A 16,801-nucleotide genomic window follows, 5' to 3' on the forward strand; every position below is an offset into this window, starting at 1 on the left:
CTGCACGGACAAGCCAGGGCAAGCCTGCACCTACCTTTTCACTCGACCCACTTGATAGCAGGCGAGGATGTTGCCGGAGCCTTGCCAGGTGCGGGAAGAGAGGAGCTTGAGAGAGACTGGAGGACGGCCGGTGAACAGGGGTGTTCCCTCGCCGGCGATCACCGGAAAAATCGTGACATGCAATTCATCGACCAGATCATGCAGGAGCAGATCATTCCAGAGCATGCGGCTCAAGATCACCAGGATATCCCTACCCGGCTGCTGTTTCAGGGCGGCCACCTCCTGGTACAGGTCCGTTCCTCGAACGATGCGTGTCGTGTTGTCCCAGGGCGCTAAATCTTCCTGGGCGATAGTATCGGAGACCACGATTTTCTCGACGGAGCTTATCAGACCGGCATATTCACGCCTGATCGCGGTCGCGTTCGGGTCATGCGGCACCCCTGTCCAGTATGACTTGTTGCCTAAAAAGGACGTGCGGCCGCTCAATATCAAGGTATCGGCGGCTCGCAGTCGTTCAGCATTATAATGATCGAAGTTCTCATCCCCCGAATAATCTTCGTGGAAATAATCGAAGAGCGCATCGAGGCTCCTATCTTTCCCTTCATAATAGCCGTCCAGAGACATCATGTTGCAGACGATAAGTTTCCGCATGAGATTGCTACCTTTCCATACTCGGCAATTCCTGGCTGTCGTATGCTCTTTCAGCAACAGCATAGCATGAAATCGCAGAAAAACTTCTCGAATCTTGCTTTCCTGACCCAACCTGTCAACGTTCTGGCAGAAAAAAGACGCTTTCGTTGCAGCCACCGGACAATCAGTCTGGTGTGTTCGCTTGCTGATAGATGGTGCAGAGGCGGTGGGCGAAGCCGATCCAGAGGGCCTGGACCTCGCGTTCGCTGTAGTGGGTGCCAGACTGCGTGAGCCAGGTGTCGAAGAGTGTGCGCGCATGGGTGAAGGTGAAGCCTTGCGAGAATAGTTTCTGGATCTCGCGGGGATCCGCTTCGGCTGGCAGGGCCTGCTCGCCCAGGCGCATGGCCTGCTGATCAGAGAGTGGAGATCGCGTCGGCGCGGACGATGCTTGAGGAGGTAGGGGCCGGGTTGTAGATTTGGCTCTGCGCTCAGAAGACATGCGGTCGCTGAGCAGGGCACCGCCATGCAGGATAGCTCGCCTCAGCTCGGGTCCATAGAGTTGGGCCGTACTCAGATCGGCGCCGCGCAGGTTGGTGCCGTGTAGAATGGCATCGCGCAGGTCGCTCCCATTCAGGTCGGCATTGTGCAGATCGAGGTCGGACAGGTCGAATTCGCGCAGATTCAGGTCTTTGAGAATGGCATAGCTCAGGCGCGCCTGGCGCAGGTTGGCGCGCTCAGCCGCCACGTCACCCAGATGCGCGCCAGTCAGATCGGCCCCATCGAGGTCGGCGCCGCTAAGATTAGCCGTCTGCAGATAGGCGCCGCTGAGATTGGCACCGCGCAGGTTCGCGCCCTGGAAGTTGGCCCCCCGCAGATTCGCGCCACGCAGATCCAGATAGGACAGATTGCTGCCCTCCAGATGCCGGGAGCTCAGGTTCAACTGCGCCGAACTCTCTACCTTGCTCAAGAGCTGCTCAACATCCTCGCGCGTCAGGCGGACGCCAGACCGCCCCGTTCCCGCTAGCCGCCTATCAATACCCATAATCTGCTCCCTGTCATCCTCATATAACACGACTATACATAAGCAAAGGATCAGGCAAAAAATGATTTGCACTCCCCTTGATTATATAAGATGTACCTATCCAGGCCAACCTCTTTGAGAGAGTCTGACTTCCGTCATGTTGGGGGTGCATAAGCGCCCCCACACGGGCGTCCGCTACGCGGCCGCACTGTTTTTGTGTGTTGGTGCAGCAGGGGCGCTCTCGCGCCCCTGCTGCACCAACACACCATGGACTTGTGAGCACCGCAGGTGCGAAAACCCATGCAGGCCGCAGGCGATGATCATGAGAGTCAGACACGCTCTTTGAGTGTGTCTGACTCTCGTCGCCATAGGGGCACATGAGCGCCCCCACACGGGCGTCCGCTGCGCGGCCGCGCCGGTTTTTTGTGTTGGTGCATGCGGTGCGCGGATGCGCACCGCATGCACCAACACAAAACGGACTGCTTGCAGTTCCACAGTTGTGACCAGCAAGACAAGGTGGTGGACAGGCCCGCGCCCGATATACGATACTGAGAAGAGAAGCGAATTGGATACATGGACATAAAATGGCCGGCCTGGTTGGAAATCACCACGGACAACGTAGTACAATCGTGATAGAAGATATAGATGATTTTTAGAGAGAGAGAATTTATTTATGAGCATAGATATACCCCCGATTCGATTGACGACCCTGGCCGGGAGCGCGGGCTGCGCGGCCAAGATGGGTCCGCAGAGCCTGGCGCAGGTGGTGAGCCCTTTGAAGCAGGTGGGAGTGCCAGTGGACCTGCTGATCGGGCTGGACGCCATCGATGATGCCGCCGTCTATCGTCTGAATGATCAGCAGGCGGTCATCAGTACCGCTGACTTCTTCCCACCGGTCGTGGATGATCCTTACAGCTATGGTGCCATCGCCGCCGCCAACGCGGTCAGCGATATCTACGCCATGGGTGGCAGGGTCCTGATGGCCATCAACCTGGTGGCCTGGCCCGACGACCTCGATCCGGCCATTCTGCGCGAGGTCCTGCGCGGAGGATCAGACATCATGGCCCAGGCTGGCGGCGCCATCGCCGGTGGGCACACCATCATCGATAACGAGCCCAAATATGGCCTGGCGGTCACCGGCATGGTGCATCCCGACCACATTCTGACCAAGGGCGGCGCGAAGCCCGGAGACATCCTGGTCCTGAGCAAGCCACTGGGCGCGGGACTGCTGACAACCGCCCAGAAGCGCAACAAAGTAGCTGATGAAGATATCCAGGCCGCTATCGCCTCGATGACGCGTCTGAACCTCAAGGCCAGCGAGGCCCTGGTCGCGGCCGGCAAGGGAGTGCATGCAGCCACCGACGTCACCGGCTTTGGCATTATGGGGCACGCGCGCGAGATGGCCATTCAGAGCCGCACCAATATGCGCTTCGACCTTGGCTCCTTCCCCCTGCTGCAGAACGCCCGCCACTACGCCGAACTGGGCTGCATTCCGGGCGGCGCACAGCGCAACAAAGCCTTCTTAGAAGCCCACGTCCGCATCCGCGAAGGCATCGACCCCATCGACCAGGCCATCCTCTGGGACCCCCAGACCTCCGGCGGACTCTTCGCAGCCATCGACCCGGCCGTCTGGCCGCAGTTGGCCGAGCGCGCCCCCGAAGTCACCTTCTGGCGCATCGGCGAGGTCACCGACCAGGTCGCCAGCGAAGATGAGGTTATGCTAGAGGTTCGTTAAGCACCCGGAATATGTCTGCCTTTCGTCGTATAGGGGTACGTAATCGCCCCTATACGGGCGTCTGCGTGCGCGGCCGCACTGGTTTTGTGTGCTGGTGCAACCGGAGCACATCCACGCCCCTGTTGCGCTACCATACTATGGGCGATTGGGCACCGTAGTGCTCTGCCAAAGTTCATTTGATGGGGGAGCGGGGATGCAAGCGAGCATGCCGGGGGCATGATCAAGCGGCTAGCCCAAGCTGTGGCTAGCCCGGCACCTACGGGGGTTCGGGGGCTGTGCCCCATACGCATTAACGTAAGGGGTGCAGGGTCCTCCCTGCCGGGGTGTGGGGTGTCCCCACCATCTCCTTTCCCTTCTCGCCCGCGTAGCGGGCGAACAATCCATCAAACGAAGTTTGACAAAGCAGCAGGTGCGAAAACACATGCAAATCGAAGGTGATGAGCATACGATTTAGATATACTCTTCTGCCATACGTCAAATATACAGAAGAGTATATCTAATCGCATGTTTTACATGTCTGCAATCCAGAGCGATCCGTATGTTAGTGTTTAAAAAGGTTATTTAGTGCGAATAGCGTAAAGAAGCGCCATTTTCACAAAAGTGTCTATCGCTCTGAAAGGATTGCTGCATGAAACGCAACCGGGGAGTCATCTCGACGATTGAGGATTTTGTTCAACGGACGCCGATTCTGGATACACATGAACATTTGATTGAGGAAGCACGCCGACTGGTCGAACCGCTCATAGATGATCCATTATATCCTTGCAATGATTGGTCTTATCTCTACCACCACTATAGCAGCCAGGATCTTTGTAGCGTTGGTTTCTCTCGGGAACAAGCCAGACAGTTCTTTGATCCGCACGTCAGCCCTAAGGATAAGTGGCATATCTTCGAGCCATATTATCAATATACGTGCAATACGGCCTACTTCCAGGCGGTCGAACATACTGTACGCCTGCTCTTCCAGGAAGAGAGGATTCACGAGGGGAATGTGGAACGCATCAGTGAGAAGATGCGCGCGCAGACACGGAAAGGCTTCTACACCCATATCTTGCGCGATGTCGCCAACATCGAGTCGTGCCAGGTCAATTCGTTGGAGCATATATTGTGCGAGACCGAATATCCCGACCTGCTCCTGCAAGATATGTCGATCAACGGGCTCTGCACCGAGCTGCGCCATCAGCATATCGTCAAAGCCAGAGCCACGACGCTCCAAGACTGGTATCACCTCATCGACCAGAAATTTGAACACTATGGCCCACGTGCGATTGCGGTAAAAACCCAGGCGGCCTACTGGCGCGATCTCTCTTTTGAACGCGTCACAGCAGAGGAGGCCGGACCGCTCTTCGCGCGCTTCGCCAGAGAGCAGCATGCGCTAACGGACGCGGAACAGAAAGCCTTGCAGGACCATTTTTTCCGCTATTGCGTCCAGAAAGCGATTGAGTACAATCTGCCAATCAAGCTGCACTGCGGCTACCTGGCCGAGAACAATATGATGCCGCTGGAAAGGCTCAAACGCATCGCGGCCGATCTCTGTCCGCTGCTGCAAGACTATCCACACGCCAGATTTATCCTGATGCACATCGGCTATCCTTATCAGCATGAGTTTATCGCGCTTGCCAAGCATTACAGCAATGTCTATCTGGATATGTGCTGGGCCTGGCTCATTAACCCGCAAGCCTCCATTCGCTTCCTCAAAGAGGCCTTGCTGGCCGTACCTTCCGCCAAGCTGTTGGGGTTTGGCGGTGACTACTATCCAGTTGAGCCCATCGTCGGACACGCCTACATCGCACGCCGTGGCATCTCTCAGGCGCTCTCTGAACTCGTATTGGAAGGCTGGCTCAGCGAGGAGAAGGCCTTGCGTGTCGCGCGCCACATCATGCGCGACAACGCCCAACGTGTATTCGACTATCAGCGCGTCCTGACGACCAGGCAGGTTTTTTAAGCGAATCCGCCAGGTGGGACGATCCAGCCGCCGTCGACGACGATGGTGTTGCCCTGGATGTGCAGGGCGTTATCGTCGGATAGGAAGAGAACCGCGCGGGCGATGTCGTCGGGGGTACCGAGGCGTCCATCGGGGGTGGCGGCCTTGACGGCGGCGACCAGTTGGGGATCGGAGGTCAATTCCGCCGTCATCGGCGTCGCCACCATGCCGGGGGCGACGGTGTTGAAGTTGATGCCGTAGCGCGCGTATTCCGTGACCCAGGCACGGGCCAGCTGGTCCAGCGCGGCCTTACTGGCGCAATATAGCGACTGTCCACCAACGCCGCGCAGGGCGGCGATGCTAGAGATGAGGACAACGCGGCCATGGCGCCGCCTGATCATCCCCGGCAAAGCCGCCGCCGTCAGAAAGTACAATCCTTTAACGTTGCGCTGGAAGATCTGATCAAACAGGTCCGGCGTCACATCCGTTGTCGCCTTGAAGACCGACCAGGCGGCGGAATGAACCAGAATCTCGATTGGTCCCAGAGATGCCTCGACCTCGGAAATGACGCGTACGGGAGCCAGATCATCTTCCAGCTCATGCTCGACAAACATGGCCTGGGCACCCATCTGCTGGATCGATTCCACCACCTCCATACCCCGCTCGACATTGCGTCCCGCCACGGCGACCCGCGCCCCGCATTCGCCAAAGCGGCGGGCGATACCTGCTCCGATGCCCGACGTAGCCCCTGTAACCAGCGCCACCCGCTGCTGCACACCCATGGCCATACCTCCTTATGCACTCGATCCAGATACCACAATCATTACAAACCTCTCTTCAGCGCATGGCACGTCCCCCCGCGTGTGAAGGTTACAGGCGGTCTTAGCACTGGAAAGTCCTGCTACCAGAACCAAACAGTAGACACTGCTGCTGTTTTATGCTATAGTCGCTTCAGTACATTATTCAAGCTATACCATTACACTAAATAATCGGCATTGCTTGAGACAACGTCATCGCTTTTCGTGTTGACAGAGAGGGACAATCGAGGCTGCAAGTTGTCCTGAACACACCCGATGGATACCACTCAAGAAGCTACACATCCAGATGATGCTGGAAAGCGGAAGGCCACCGTTAGCGGGCTGTAGAGGTTCATTGCAACTGCTGTGCGGCGGGTAGCATGAATGAATTGTGGGTGGAACCACGGATGAGCAAGCTCTTTCGTCCCCGGTGCGCGGGATGAGGGAGTTTTTTTATTGGCATAAAACTCGGCACTAGTAAACATACTACTACTGCTTTACCATACATCAAATGTTGTAATGAGAAAGGGAAACATGCATGAGTGCTTCAATGGAAGTATCTGAGGAGCAGGCACAGTACGAACTGGATCGCATGCGCCACTCCACAGCCCACCTGATGGCGGCGGCGGTGCAACAGCTGTGGCCCGAGGCGAAATTCGGCGTGGGCCCGGCGATCAAAAATGGCTTTTATTACGATATCGAGCTACCCGTTGCCCTGACCACAAAGGATCTGGAGCGGATCGAGAAGAAGATGCGCGAGCTGAAAAATAAGAAGCTCCCCTATCAGCGCATCGAGATGGATATCGATGCCGCCATCGAGGATATGAGCAAGCGCAACCAGCCCTATAAGGTAGAGCTCTTGCGCCTGCTGAAGGAGCGCGGCAGCACCGCCGTGGTCGAGGAGACCGGCGATAGCGACGCGGTCGGCGTCAGCAGCGACCAACAGGGAGCAGAAAAGGTCTCGTTCTACGAGACCGGTCCCTTTGTCGATCTGTGCCGTGGACCGCACGTAGATACAACCAGCCAGATCGGAGCGTTCAAGCTGATGAGCATCGCTGGCGCCTACTGGCGCGGCGACGAGAAGAATCCGCAGTTGCAGCGCCTGTATGGCACCGCCTTCAACACCAAGGAGGAGCTGGACCACTATCTCTGGTTCCTGGAGGAGGCCAAGAAGCGCGACCATCGCCGCCTGGGACAGGAACTGGATCTGTTCACGTTCTCGGACCTGGTGGGAGCCGGTCTGCCACTCTTCACACCCAAAGGTACCGTTATCCGCGACCTGCTGGAGGAGTTCGTGCAGTCGCTGGAGAAGCCCCATGGCTATCAGCGCGTGCGCATTCCGCACATCACCAAGAGCGATCTATACAAGGTCTCGGGACACTGGGCCAAGTTCCAGGAAGACATCTTCCATGTCAGCGGCAAGAGTGAAGAGGACTTCTGCATCAAGCCGATGAACTGCCCGCACCACACCCAGATCTACGCCAGCCGCATGCGCAGCTACCGAGAGCTGCCGATCCGCCTGAGCGAGGTCACCGCCGTCTATCGTGACGAGCTGCCGGGCACCCTGCAGGGGCTCTCACGCGTGCGCGCCATCACGCAGGATGACGCCCATGTCTTCGCCCGCCCCGACCAGGTAGCGGAAGAGGCCATGCGCATCTTTGAGATCGTCGATGGCTTCTACAAACCCTTTGGCATGGAACTCTCGATCCGACTCTCACTGTGGGATGAGAAGCATCCCGAGAAGTACCTGGGCACACCCGAAACCTGGAACAACGCCCAGGAGCAGCTGCGCCAGGTCCTGCGCGACAGAAATGTCAGCTGGGTCGAAGAGGCGGGCGAGGCCGCCTTCTATGGTCCCAAGATCGACTTTACCGCCAAAGATGCCCTGGATCGCAGCTGGCAGTTGGCAACCATTCAGCTGGACTTCAATATGCCCGAGCGCTTCAACCTGGAATATACAGGGCCAGATGGTCATCCAACCCGTCCGGTGATGCTACACCGCGCCATCCTGGGCTCCGTCGAGCGCTTCATGTCGGTGCTGATCGAGCATTACGCCGGCGCCTTCCCCACCTGGCTGGCACCCGTGCAGGCCGTGGTCGTCCCGATCGCCGATCGCCACCTGGACTACGCCTACGAGGTCAAGAAGGCCCTGCAGGAGGTCAGCCTCCCCAACGGCCGCACCATGCGCGTCGAGATCGACGAGGCCCGCGAATCGATGCAGAAGAAGATCCGCAACGCCCAGATGCAGAAGATCCCCTACATGCTGGTCGTCGGCGACAAAGAGGCCGAGAACGGCACCATCGCCGTACGCCGACGCAGCGGCGGCGACCTCGGCACCCTGCCCATCGCCGCGCTCGCCGAGCGTCTCCAAAGCGAGATCGCCAACCGCAGCGACCTCCCGTAAAAAACGAAGATCGTAGGTGCGCCCCTGGCGGGCGCTTGGAGCGAAGCGACCCCGTACCCGGACGCTACGTTTCATCAAACACGTGGCCCTTCCCCGAGAAGGATGTCATCGTTGGTGGAATGTGAGCGCCCGGGTACGGGGTCGCTTCGCGACAAAGCCGGGACAAGCCCGGCACCTACGGTTCACGTCCGTATAAATAAGCCCCAACCGCCGCCACCGGGTGAGGCGATGATCAGGCGATCGCCGGGGGCGGCCTGGATGCGGACCTTGCCGGGCAGGATGGTCTCCTGACCGTCGTGGATGAGGCGGTTCTCGCCGCGCTGGCCGGGCTGGCCCTCCTGCAGACCATAGGGTGCGAAGCGGCGGCGCTCGCTGAGCAAGGTGACGTCGGTGGGGACCTCGAAGGTGATCTCGCGGATCAAGCCGTCGCCGCCGCGCTGCTGACCCTCTCCGCCCGAGTCGTCGCGCAGCTGGTAGCGGCTGATGCGCATGGGATAGGCATATTCGAAGGCCTCGACCGGTGTATTAAGGGTGTTGCTCATATGCACGTGCACGCCAGAGAGGCCGTCGTAGTGGGGGCCTGCGCCCATGCCGCCGCCCATCGTTTCATAATAGGCAAAGGGACGCTGGCTGCGCGGATCGATACCACCGGCGGTGATGTTGTTCATGGTCCCCTGACCGGCGGCCGCGATAACGTCCGGCAGGGCCTGGGCCAGCGCGCCAAAAATGACGTCGGTGATGCGCTGCGAGGTCTCGACGTTGCCCTGCGCCACACCGGCCGGAGGACGCGCGTTGACCACGGTCCCTTCAGGAGCAATGACAGTGACGGGCAAGAAGGTGCCGTGGTTCATAGGAGCGTCCTCCGGCATCAGACAACGCACCACGTAGTAGGCGGCCGAGCGAGCAACGGCCGCCACCGTGTTGATGTTGCCGCGCACCTGGGGACTGCTCCCCGAAAAATCGGCGCTCAGACTATCGCCAGCAACGGTCACCTTTACCGCGATCTTGACTGGTTCGTCGCTGACCCCATCGTTATCCAGATAGTCTTCAAAAAGATAGGAACCATCGGGAATGGAGTCGATGGTGGCATGAGTGATGCGTTGGGCATACTCGATCAGGGCATCGACATGCTCATCGAGCACGGGCAGGCTCCAGCGCTCGACCAGTTCCTGCATGCGCCGGATGGCCGTGCGATTGGCGGCCACCTGGGCCGTCAGGTCGCCACGCCGCTCATCGGGGGTACGCACATTGCGCAGCAGCAGGGTCAGCAGCGGCTGATTGGGCTGTCCCGCCTCCCACAGCTTGACCGGCGGGATAATGAGGCCCTCCTGGTAGATCTCGTGAGCCAGCGGCATCGAGCCGGGGGACATGCCGCCCACATCGGAGTGGTGGGCACGATTGGCCGCGAAGCCGACCAGGCGCGGCTCACGCTCGATCTCCACATAGATCGGGGCGATCAGCGTAATATCTGGCAGGTGCGAACCACCCAGAAAGGGATCGTTGAGGGCGATGATATCGCCGGGCGCGAAGTCGTCAAAACTGCTGAGCGCGGAGGCCACCGAGTCGGGCATGGCGCCCAGGTGCACCGGGATGTGCGCCGCCTGCGCCACCAGGCGTCCCTGGACATCGAAGAGGGCACAGGAAAAATCGCGCCGCTCCTTGATGTTGGGCGAGTAGCTGCTGAGCATCAGCACCGTGCCCATCTCTTCCGCGATGGCCGTCAGGGCGCTGCGAAAAATCTCCAGGCTAATGGGTGTCACATGGGTCATCTCGATCATGACCTTATCTCCCTTCTAACTGCTCAAGGATGAGGTTTCCGACCTCATCGACATAACAGCGCCAGCCTGGTGGCAGGACCGTGGTAGTGTCATACTGCACGACGATGGCGGGGCCCATAAATAAAGTGCCAGATCGCAGATCGGCCCGCGCATAGACAGGAGCATCATACGCTACAACCTCGCCGCCAGTGCCAGCAAAGATAACCGACCGCAGGGAGAGCGTTTCAGGCTGAGCATCGGGGACCGCCTGCTGGCGGCGCAGCTCGGGCTTGCTGGTGACGCCACGGGCTTTGAGACGTACGTTAACCACCTGCACGCGCTCGTTGGGATCATTGTAACCGAAACGCTGGCCGTGGGCGGCATGGAAATCACGCACCGCCTGCTCGACATCGCGCTCAAAGGGGATGCGCAGTTCGTAGGACTGGCCTACGTAGCGCAGATCCAGGTAACGCTCGATGCGGATATTCTGGGGAGCAATACCCTCGTCGGCCAGATCCTGGCGTCCCTGCCTCTCCAGATCTTGCAACACAGACCCTACCGTCTCTTCGGCCACCTCGGCAGGCACCATCACGGTACGCACATAGTCCTTGAGGGTGTCGGCGACCAGGGTGCCGAGGGCTGAGAGCACACCAGGGACGGTCGGGACCAGCACGCGCGGGATGCGCAGGGCGGCCGCCAGCTCGCAGGCATGTAGGGGTCCGGCGCCGCCAAAGGCCACCAGGGTGAAGTCGCGCGGATCGCAGCCGCGCTCAACAGAGATGACGCGGATAGCCGCCTCCATGTTGGCGTTGACTACGCGAATCATGCCCAGCGCGGCCTCCTCCGGACTTGCGTTGAGCCTGCCGGCGATCTTCTCTACCGCCTGGCTGGCCGCCTGCTGATCCAACGACATCGTGCCGCCCAGGAAGTCCTGGGGAACCAGGCGACCCAGCACCACATTGGCGTCGGTCACGGTGGCCTCCGTGCCGCCACGGCCATAGGCGGCCGGACCCGGACTGGCGCCGGCCGAGCGCGGTCCCACCCGCAGCGCGCCGCCGGTATCAAACCAGGCGATGCTCCCACCACCGGCACCTACCGTGTGGATATCAATCATCGGCAGCTTGATGGGATAGCCGCCGACCATGCCGTCAGTCGTCTCGCTCGCCATGCCATTGATCAGAGCCACGTCGGTCGAGGTGCCACCGATATCGAACGAGATCGTTTGCTCAAAGCCGGATGCCTGGGCCGCGAAGACCGCCCCGACCACGCCCGCGGCCGGTCCGGACAGCACGGTACGCGCCGCCTCGCGCCGCGCCATCGCGCTTGAGATAGAACCGCCGTTAGACTGCATAATGCGCAGACGCGTGCTCCGCGCCAGTTCTTGCTCCAGCCGCTCCAGGTAGCGCGCGATCAATGGACCGATATAGGCGTTCAACACCGTCGTGCTGGTGCGCTCGTACTCGCGGAACTCCGGCAGGATGCTGGACGAGGCGGACACGTAAAAGCCGGCCTCCTCGACCTTCCGGGCCACGCGCTGCTCATGGGTGGGATTGGCGAAGCTGAAGAGCAGCGAGATGGCTACCGCTTCAACGCCGGCCGTCCGCAGGGTCTCGATGGCCCGCGCCAAAGAGGCTTCATCCAGTTCGGTCATTACCTCGCCGCGCTCATCCAGGCGCTCAAGCACCTCCACGCGCAGCTCGCGCGGCACCAGCGGCGGCACCTTCTGCGCCGACAGGCTATACAGCCTGGGACGCGTCTGCCGACCGATCTCCAGGACATCACGAAAGCCCGCCGTCGTAATCAGGCCAGTGGAAACGCCCTTGTGCTCCAGCACCGCGTTGGTCGCCACCGTCGAACCATGCACCAGCACCCCTACCTTCTCCAGGATGCCCAGATCGTTCAATCCCCGCAGAATCGCCCGCGAAGGGTCATCCGGCGTCGAGAGCACCTTATGGACCTTGAATTCCCCATTCTGCAGCAGCACGATATCGGTAAATGTGCCACCGGTATCAACCCCGACCAGCAGGTTTGCCATGCCTTTACTCCTCATCATATCTGTACGATCCCATCAGGATCAGCTTGCGGCCGAGCCAGTCGTTCATGTATTCCACTATTGTACACCTCAGAAAGAACTTAATGAAAGTATTACCTGAATAGCGGAAGGCCATCGTCACTATAGAAGTGATAAATAATAGTAATTGCGAAAAATTTGCAATAACCACTGTTTAGCGGGTATACTCTAAAAGGTATATCGCAATAGAAACAGAGCGCATGGGCGCATGAACTGGAAAGTCATCCAGCAGGGATGCGGTCATCCCTTCACCATTAAGAACACAGCCAGCAGCCAGTTCATAGGTTTAGAGACGTAAGGGAGGACATTTCATGAGTCGTACTCGTGGTGCCGTCAAGGGCAGCTTCGGCTTTTCGGCCCTGACACATGTATTTAACGATAGCTCACAGGATGTGCGCAGCAAGATCATCGGCATCTATACATTTCTCATCCTGTTCAATATCATCATCTGGGCGCTGGCGATCGTGGCGTTTAGCGGGGCCATGGCGACGCTGGGGTTGGCGGTTACCGCCTATACGTTCGGTCTGCGCCACGCGGTCGACGCCGACCATATCTCGGCGGTCGATAACGTGACGCGCAAACTCATGCAGGAAGACAAGCGGCCCATCTCGGTCGGCTTCTTCTTCGGCCTGGGCCACTCCACGATCGTGCTGGGGCTCTGCATCGTCATCGGCATCACGGCCAGCGTGATCAAAGACTTTGACGCGCTCAAAAATATCGGCGGCTTCATCGGCGCCTCGGTATCCGCCGTCTTCCTCTACCTGATCGCCCTGCTCAACGTAGTCATTCTGTGGGACATCTTCAAGACCTTCCAGAAGGTGAAGCGCGGCGAAGAGTACAACGAGCAGACCCTGAATGATAGCCTCAACCAGCGCGGCCTGATGGCTCGCTTCTTCGGTCCCCTGCTGCGGGCCACCGACAAGAGCTGGAAGATGTATCCGATCGGCCTGCTGTTCGGACTGGGCTTCGACACCGCCACCGAAGTGGGCATCATGAGCCTGACCGCGCTGCTGGCTACGCAGGGACACCTGCCCATCTGGAGCATCCTGATCTTCCCGCTGCTCTTCATGGCGGGCATGTGCCTGATCGATACCACCGACGGCATTCTAATGCTGGGCGCCTACGGCTGGGCCTTCGTCAAACCGGTGCGCAAGCTCTACTACAATCTCAACATCACCCTGATCTCGGTCCTGGTCGCCTTCGTCGTCGGCACGATTGAGGTGCTGGGCATCATGAGCAACGCCCTCAAGCTGTCCGGACCCTTCTGGGGCCAGGTCGGAAACCTGAATGATAACTTCGGCTTCATCGGCTACCTGATTATCGGCATCTTCGTCGTCAGCTGGCTGGTATCGACCGTCATCTATAAGGTCAAGCGCTACGACGACCTGATGGTCTCGACCGCTCCCAAGCCGACCAATGAGATCATCGCAGAGGAAGCGGCGACCCCCGGCCTCGCCAACAGGTAACGGCAAGGTCGGGTCTTTGGTGGAGCGTGCGCGTGGGGGTACGGGGCCGCTGTGCGGCAAAGCCGGGGCAAGCCCGGCACCTACGGTCATCTCCACGTTGGTGGAACGGACACGGGCGGGCACCCCGATCATTTATATGTTGATGCCCGGGGGCAAGCCCGGCACCTTTGGTGGAACATGGCCGCCCGGGCACGGTGCCGCTGTGCGGCAAAGCCGGGGCAAGCCCGGCACCTACGGTCATCTCCACGTTGGTGGGCAGGCACCATGATCATTTATATATTGATGCCCGGGGGCGCGAATGCGCCCCCGGGCATCAATATATAAAACATGCGCGGCCGCGCATGCGGACGCCCGTGCGGGGGCGCGCATGCCCACCAGTAAAAAGTATGTTTGACATATAATTACCAAAGATATGCATACTCCTCCCCAAAATATGGGGAGTATTTTTAGGTGGCCATGGGTATACTTGGAAGTATCAGGGAATGACACAGGCACAGGTCATATGAGCTCAAGGAGGATATATCTATGGCACAGTTGGCTACCCCGCTCACATCTCAGGATGTGGCATACTATCGAGAGAACGGCTATCTGCTCTATCACCATCAACTCTTTTCCGAAGAAAAGTTTGCTCGCCTGCAGGCTATCTTCGAGGAGCACCTGGCGCAGAAAGGCTCAAAGCTGTCCGATGAGCTGGACACGCCGCATTTTCGCGATCCCAGGCTACTGGACTTCTTGTTAAGCGACGAGGTGCTGGACCTGGTCGAGCCGATCATCGGGCCAGACATCTTTCTGTGGTCCAGCCATTTTATCTGTAAAGATCCCTACACGGGCCGCCCGACACCCTGGCACGAGGATTCCGCTTACTGGGAGGGCCGGGTCAACCACTATGAGAAGATCATCACGGTCTGGCTGGCCCTGGATCGCAGCAATGATGAGAACGGCTGCATGCGCGTCATTCCCGGTAGCCACAACAATGGCTTCTCGGAATATGAGAAGGTGGACGCGGCGACCAATACCTTTGGCAGTCAGATCAAAAATCTGGATGACTCGCGGGCGGTCTCGTTTGTGCTGGAGCCCGGCGAGTGCTCGCTGCACGACTCACGCATCATGCATGGGGCCAACGCCAATACCAGCCAGTACCGGCGCTGTGGCTACACGATGCGCTACATGTCGGCCGATACCAGGATCATTCCTGAGCGCAACGCCAATCACAAGCTGTGGCTGGCACGCGGCAAGGATCGGTCCGGCAATAGTTATGTAAATGACTGATAGAAACGAAAGGGACAAGGGGGACCATCTGTATCGGACGGTCTCCCAGGCTGAAACAGGATGCGTCATACGGCATTGAAACGGCTGAGCAGCACCGACCACATGGGTCCGGACCTGCCGCTGCACATCTACCGGCAAGCGCTGCATGATGCCAATGGAGGCGGTGGTGTCCACTGGCACGAGTTCTACGAGGTCGGCTTTATCCTGGCAGGGCAGGGACGGCACATCCTCAATGGCACGGAGCATCCGGTCCAGCGCGGCAACTGCTTCCTGCTGACACCCGCCGACTTCCACGATCTCAGGCCCGCCAGCGGCGAGACGCTGGAGCTGTTCGACGTGGTCTTTCTGGCCGACGTGCTGCAGGGAGCGGTCTACCGGCTGCTCTTTCACGCCCTGCACAGTTATCGCGTCGACTTCACGCCGGACGAGGCGCAGCGCATGGAGCAGGAGTTTCAGCGCCTCTATGACGAGTCCAATACCCACCGGGTAGGGTCCGAATTGATCATGATCGGCACGCTGGAACGCATCCTGATCGATCTGTTGCGTCATCATAGCCAGCGCGAGATCCAGCAACCGATCGGGGAAAGCGCGGCGACGCAGTACCAGAAGCTGAGCCTGAGCCTGATCTATCTACACCACCATTTTCGCGAACCATTGACCCTGAAAGAGGTCGCCCAGCAAGTTCATCTCTCACCAACATACTTCAGCGAATACTTCCACCAGGTCTACGGCATCACCTTCCAGCAATACTTACAGGATCTACGCCTGCGCTTCGCGCACTCGCTGCTTACCAGCAGCAGCGTACCCATCTCGCACGTCTACGCCGCCGCCGGATTTCAGACCCTGCCACACTTCGAGCGCGCCTTCAAACAGAAGTTTGGTCACACCCCACGCCAGTCACGCCGGCAACCCGTTCGTTGATAGCCAGCACACGGAAGCTCGCGCGATCGACGAGGACATCGATGGATGGCTCAGCCTGGGCATCAAGCTGCGCCGGCGGCGGCAGAGCCACCGTCTCTTCAAATGGCTGCGGCAACATACGTGCTCTTCTCCTTAAAGATAATTATAGGGTGAGGTAGCCCTTGCAAAAAACGCTACACTTCCCTATCGCTGGTGACCGCCAAAAACATGACAGGGATATGACGGCCATTGGTGAAACTTGCGCATTGACAGACACCCGGGTATACTCAGTCATTGATAGAGGTCGGGCGCTGTAAAGGCCCACCTCAAGCCTCTTTATCCTCATTGTGAAGATTAAGTGTATCTTTCAGGAATAGAAAAGGAAGAGAGAATGATGGACAAAGGTATTAACCTGGCCGAGAAGCTCAGCCTCTTTTCAGAATATTGGTCTCCACGGACGGTTGCCCGCTTAAATGATTACAAGGTGATGGTAGCAAAGGTGCAGAATGAATTCGTCTGGCACAAGCACGACGAGACCGATGACTTCTTTCTTGTCCTCAAAGGGCGCCTGACAATCCGGCTGCGTGACCGGAACGTGGTGCTTGGGCCGGGGGAACTCTTTGTGGTTCCTCGCGGGGTAGAGCATCAACCCTTTGCAGAAGAGGAGACGCACATCCTCCTCATCGAGCCGATGGGCACGCCAAATACAGGAGATTCCACCACCGCTGTACCTGAGCAGTTTATTTAATTGCCTGGTCATCAATGCCATCTATTAGAATGTGGCTGACTCTCACGATCATCGCTCTGAGCATGCTTGAGTTTCCGCA

General features: G+C 58.9%; 14 protein-coding genes. 8 read left to right on the plus strand and 6 right to left on the minus strand.

All coding sequences use genetic code 11. The annotated features are described in order from the left end of the window. Nucleotides 1-30 precede the first annotated feature (30 nt). Nucleotides 31-651, minus strand: a complete 621-nt coding sequence (locus tag KTT_RS27220) for a dihydrofolate reductase family protein (RefSeq protein ID WP_126600759.1) — start codon at nucleotides 649-651, stop codon at nucleotides 31-33. 163 nt (nucleotides 652-814) lie between these two features. After that, the gene (locus KTT_RS27225; RefSeq protein ID WP_126600761.1) at nucleotides 815-1,672 is read right to left on the minus strand and encodes a pentapeptide repeat-containing protein; all 858 of its coding nucleotides are present in this window, start codon (nucleotides 1,670-1,672) and stop codon (nucleotides 815-817) included. A 652-nt stretch (nucleotides 1,673-2,324) separates the two neighbouring features. On the opposite strand from KTT_RS27225, the gene selD reads away from it, so the two are divergent. After that, the gene (gene selD, locus KTT_RS27230) at nucleotides 2,325-3,386 is read left to right on the plus strand and encodes a selenide, water dikinase SelD (protein ID WP_126600763.1); all 1,062 of its coding nucleotides are present in this window, start codon (nucleotides 2,325-2,327) and stop codon (nucleotides 3,384-3,386) included. Between the two features lie 628 nt (nucleotides 3,387-4,014). After that, the gene (locus KTT_RS27235; RefSeq protein WP_126600765.1) at nucleotides 4,015-5,331 is read left to right on the plus strand and encodes an amidohydrolase family protein; all 1,317 of its coding nucleotides are present in this window, start codon (nucleotides 4,015-4,017) and stop codon (nucleotides 5,329-5,331) included. Here KTT_RS27235 and KTT_RS27240 read toward each other — a convergent pair. Further along, nucleotides 5,328-6,092, minus strand: a complete 765-nt coding sequence (locus KTT_RS27240) for an SDR family NAD(P)-dependent oxidoreductase (protein ID WP_160146163.1) — start codon at nucleotides 6,090-6,092, stop codon at nucleotides 5,328-5,330. The two genes, KTT_RS27235 and KTT_RS27240, sit on opposite strands and share 4 nt — an antisense overlap. Before the next feature lie 553 nt (nucleotides 6,093-6,645). Here KTT_RS27240 and thrS point away from each other — a divergent pair. Further along, the gene (gene thrS / locus KTT_RS27245) at nucleotides 6,646-8,511 is read left to right on the plus strand and encodes a threonine--tRNA ligase (RefSeq protein WP_126600769.1); all 1,866 of its coding nucleotides are present in this window, start codon (nucleotides 6,646-6,648) and stop codon (nucleotides 8,509-8,511) included. A 182-nt stretch (nucleotides 8,512-8,693) separates the two neighbouring features. Here the strand turns inward: thrS and KTT_RS27250 are convergent, their stop codons facing one another. Beyond that, nucleotides 8,694-10,289, minus strand: coding sequence for a hydantoinase B/oxoprolinase family protein (locus KTT_RS27250; protein ID WP_126600771.1), 1,596 nt, complete (start codon nucleotides 10,287-10,289; stop codon nucleotides 8,694-8,696). Between the two features lie 4 nt (nucleotides 10,290-10,293). Continuing rightward, nucleotides 10,294-12,303 carry a hydantoinase/oxoprolinase family protein gene (locus KTT_RS27255; protein WP_126600773.1) on the minus strand — a complete coding sequence of 670 codons (2,010 nt, stop codon included), beginning with the start codon at nucleotides 12,301-12,303 and terminating at the stop codon, nucleotides 10,294-10,296. A gap of 347 nt (nucleotides 12,304-12,650) precedes the next feature. On the opposite strand from KTT_RS27255, the gene KTT_RS27260 reads away from it, so the two are divergent. The 4 genes from KTT_RS27260 to KTT_RS27275 all read left to right on the plus strand — a co-directional run bounded on the left by KTT_RS27260 (nucleotide 12,651) and on the right by KTT_RS27275 (nucleotide 15,995). After that, a complete protein-coding gene (locus tag KTT_RS27260; protein ID WP_126600775.1) occupies nucleotides 12,651-13,805 on the plus strand; it encodes a HoxN/HupN/NixA family nickel/cobalt transporter in 1,155 nt (384 codons plus the stop codon). Between the two features lie 19 nt (nucleotides 13,806-13,824). Beyond that, on the plus strand, nucleotides 13,825-14,073 hold the full coding sequence (locus KTT_RS27265) for a hypothetical protein (protein ID WP_126600777.1): 249 nt from the start codon (nucleotides 13,825-13,827) through the stop codon (nucleotides 14,071-14,073). 257 nt (nucleotides 14,074-14,330) lie between these two features. After that, nucleotides 14,331-15,074 (plus strand): phytanoyl-CoA dioxygenase family protein, encoded by a 744-nt coding sequence (locus KTT_RS27270; RefSeq protein WP_126600779.1) that lies wholly within the window; start codon nucleotides 14,331-14,333, stop codon nucleotides 15,072-15,074. Nucleotides 15,075-15,134: 60 nt separating this feature from the next. Continuing rightward, nucleotides 15,135-15,995, plus strand: coding sequence for an AraC family transcriptional regulator (locus KTT_RS27275; protein ID WP_126600781.1), 861 nt, complete (start codon nucleotides 15,135-15,137; stop codon nucleotides 15,993-15,995). Here the strand turns inward: KTT_RS27275 and KTT_RS36305 are convergent. Then, entirely contained in the window at nucleotides 15,940-16,113 is a 174-nt protein-coding gene (locus KTT_RS36305; RefSeq protein ID WP_160146164.1) for a hypothetical protein, read from the minus strand. The genes KTT_RS27275 and KTT_RS36305 overlap by 56 nt on opposite strands. 255 nt (nucleotides 16,114-16,368) lie before the next feature. Here KTT_RS36305 and KTT_RS27280 point away from each other — a divergent pair, with 255 nt between their 5' ends. Continuing rightward, nucleotides 16,369-16,722 carry a cupin domain-containing protein gene (locus KTT_RS27280; protein WP_126603174.1) on the plus strand — a complete coding sequence of 118 codons (354 nt, stop codon included), beginning with the start codon at nucleotides 16,369-16,371 and terminating at the stop codon, nucleotides 16,720-16,722. Nucleotides 16,723-16,801 lie beyond the last annotated feature (79 nt).

The organism is Dictyobacter aurantiacus (genome assembly GCF_003967515.1).
In the GTDB taxonomy this organism is placed as follows: domain Bacteria; phylum Chloroflexota; class Ktedonobacteria; order Ktedonobacterales; family Ktedonobacteraceae; genus Dictyobacter; species Dictyobacter aurantiacus.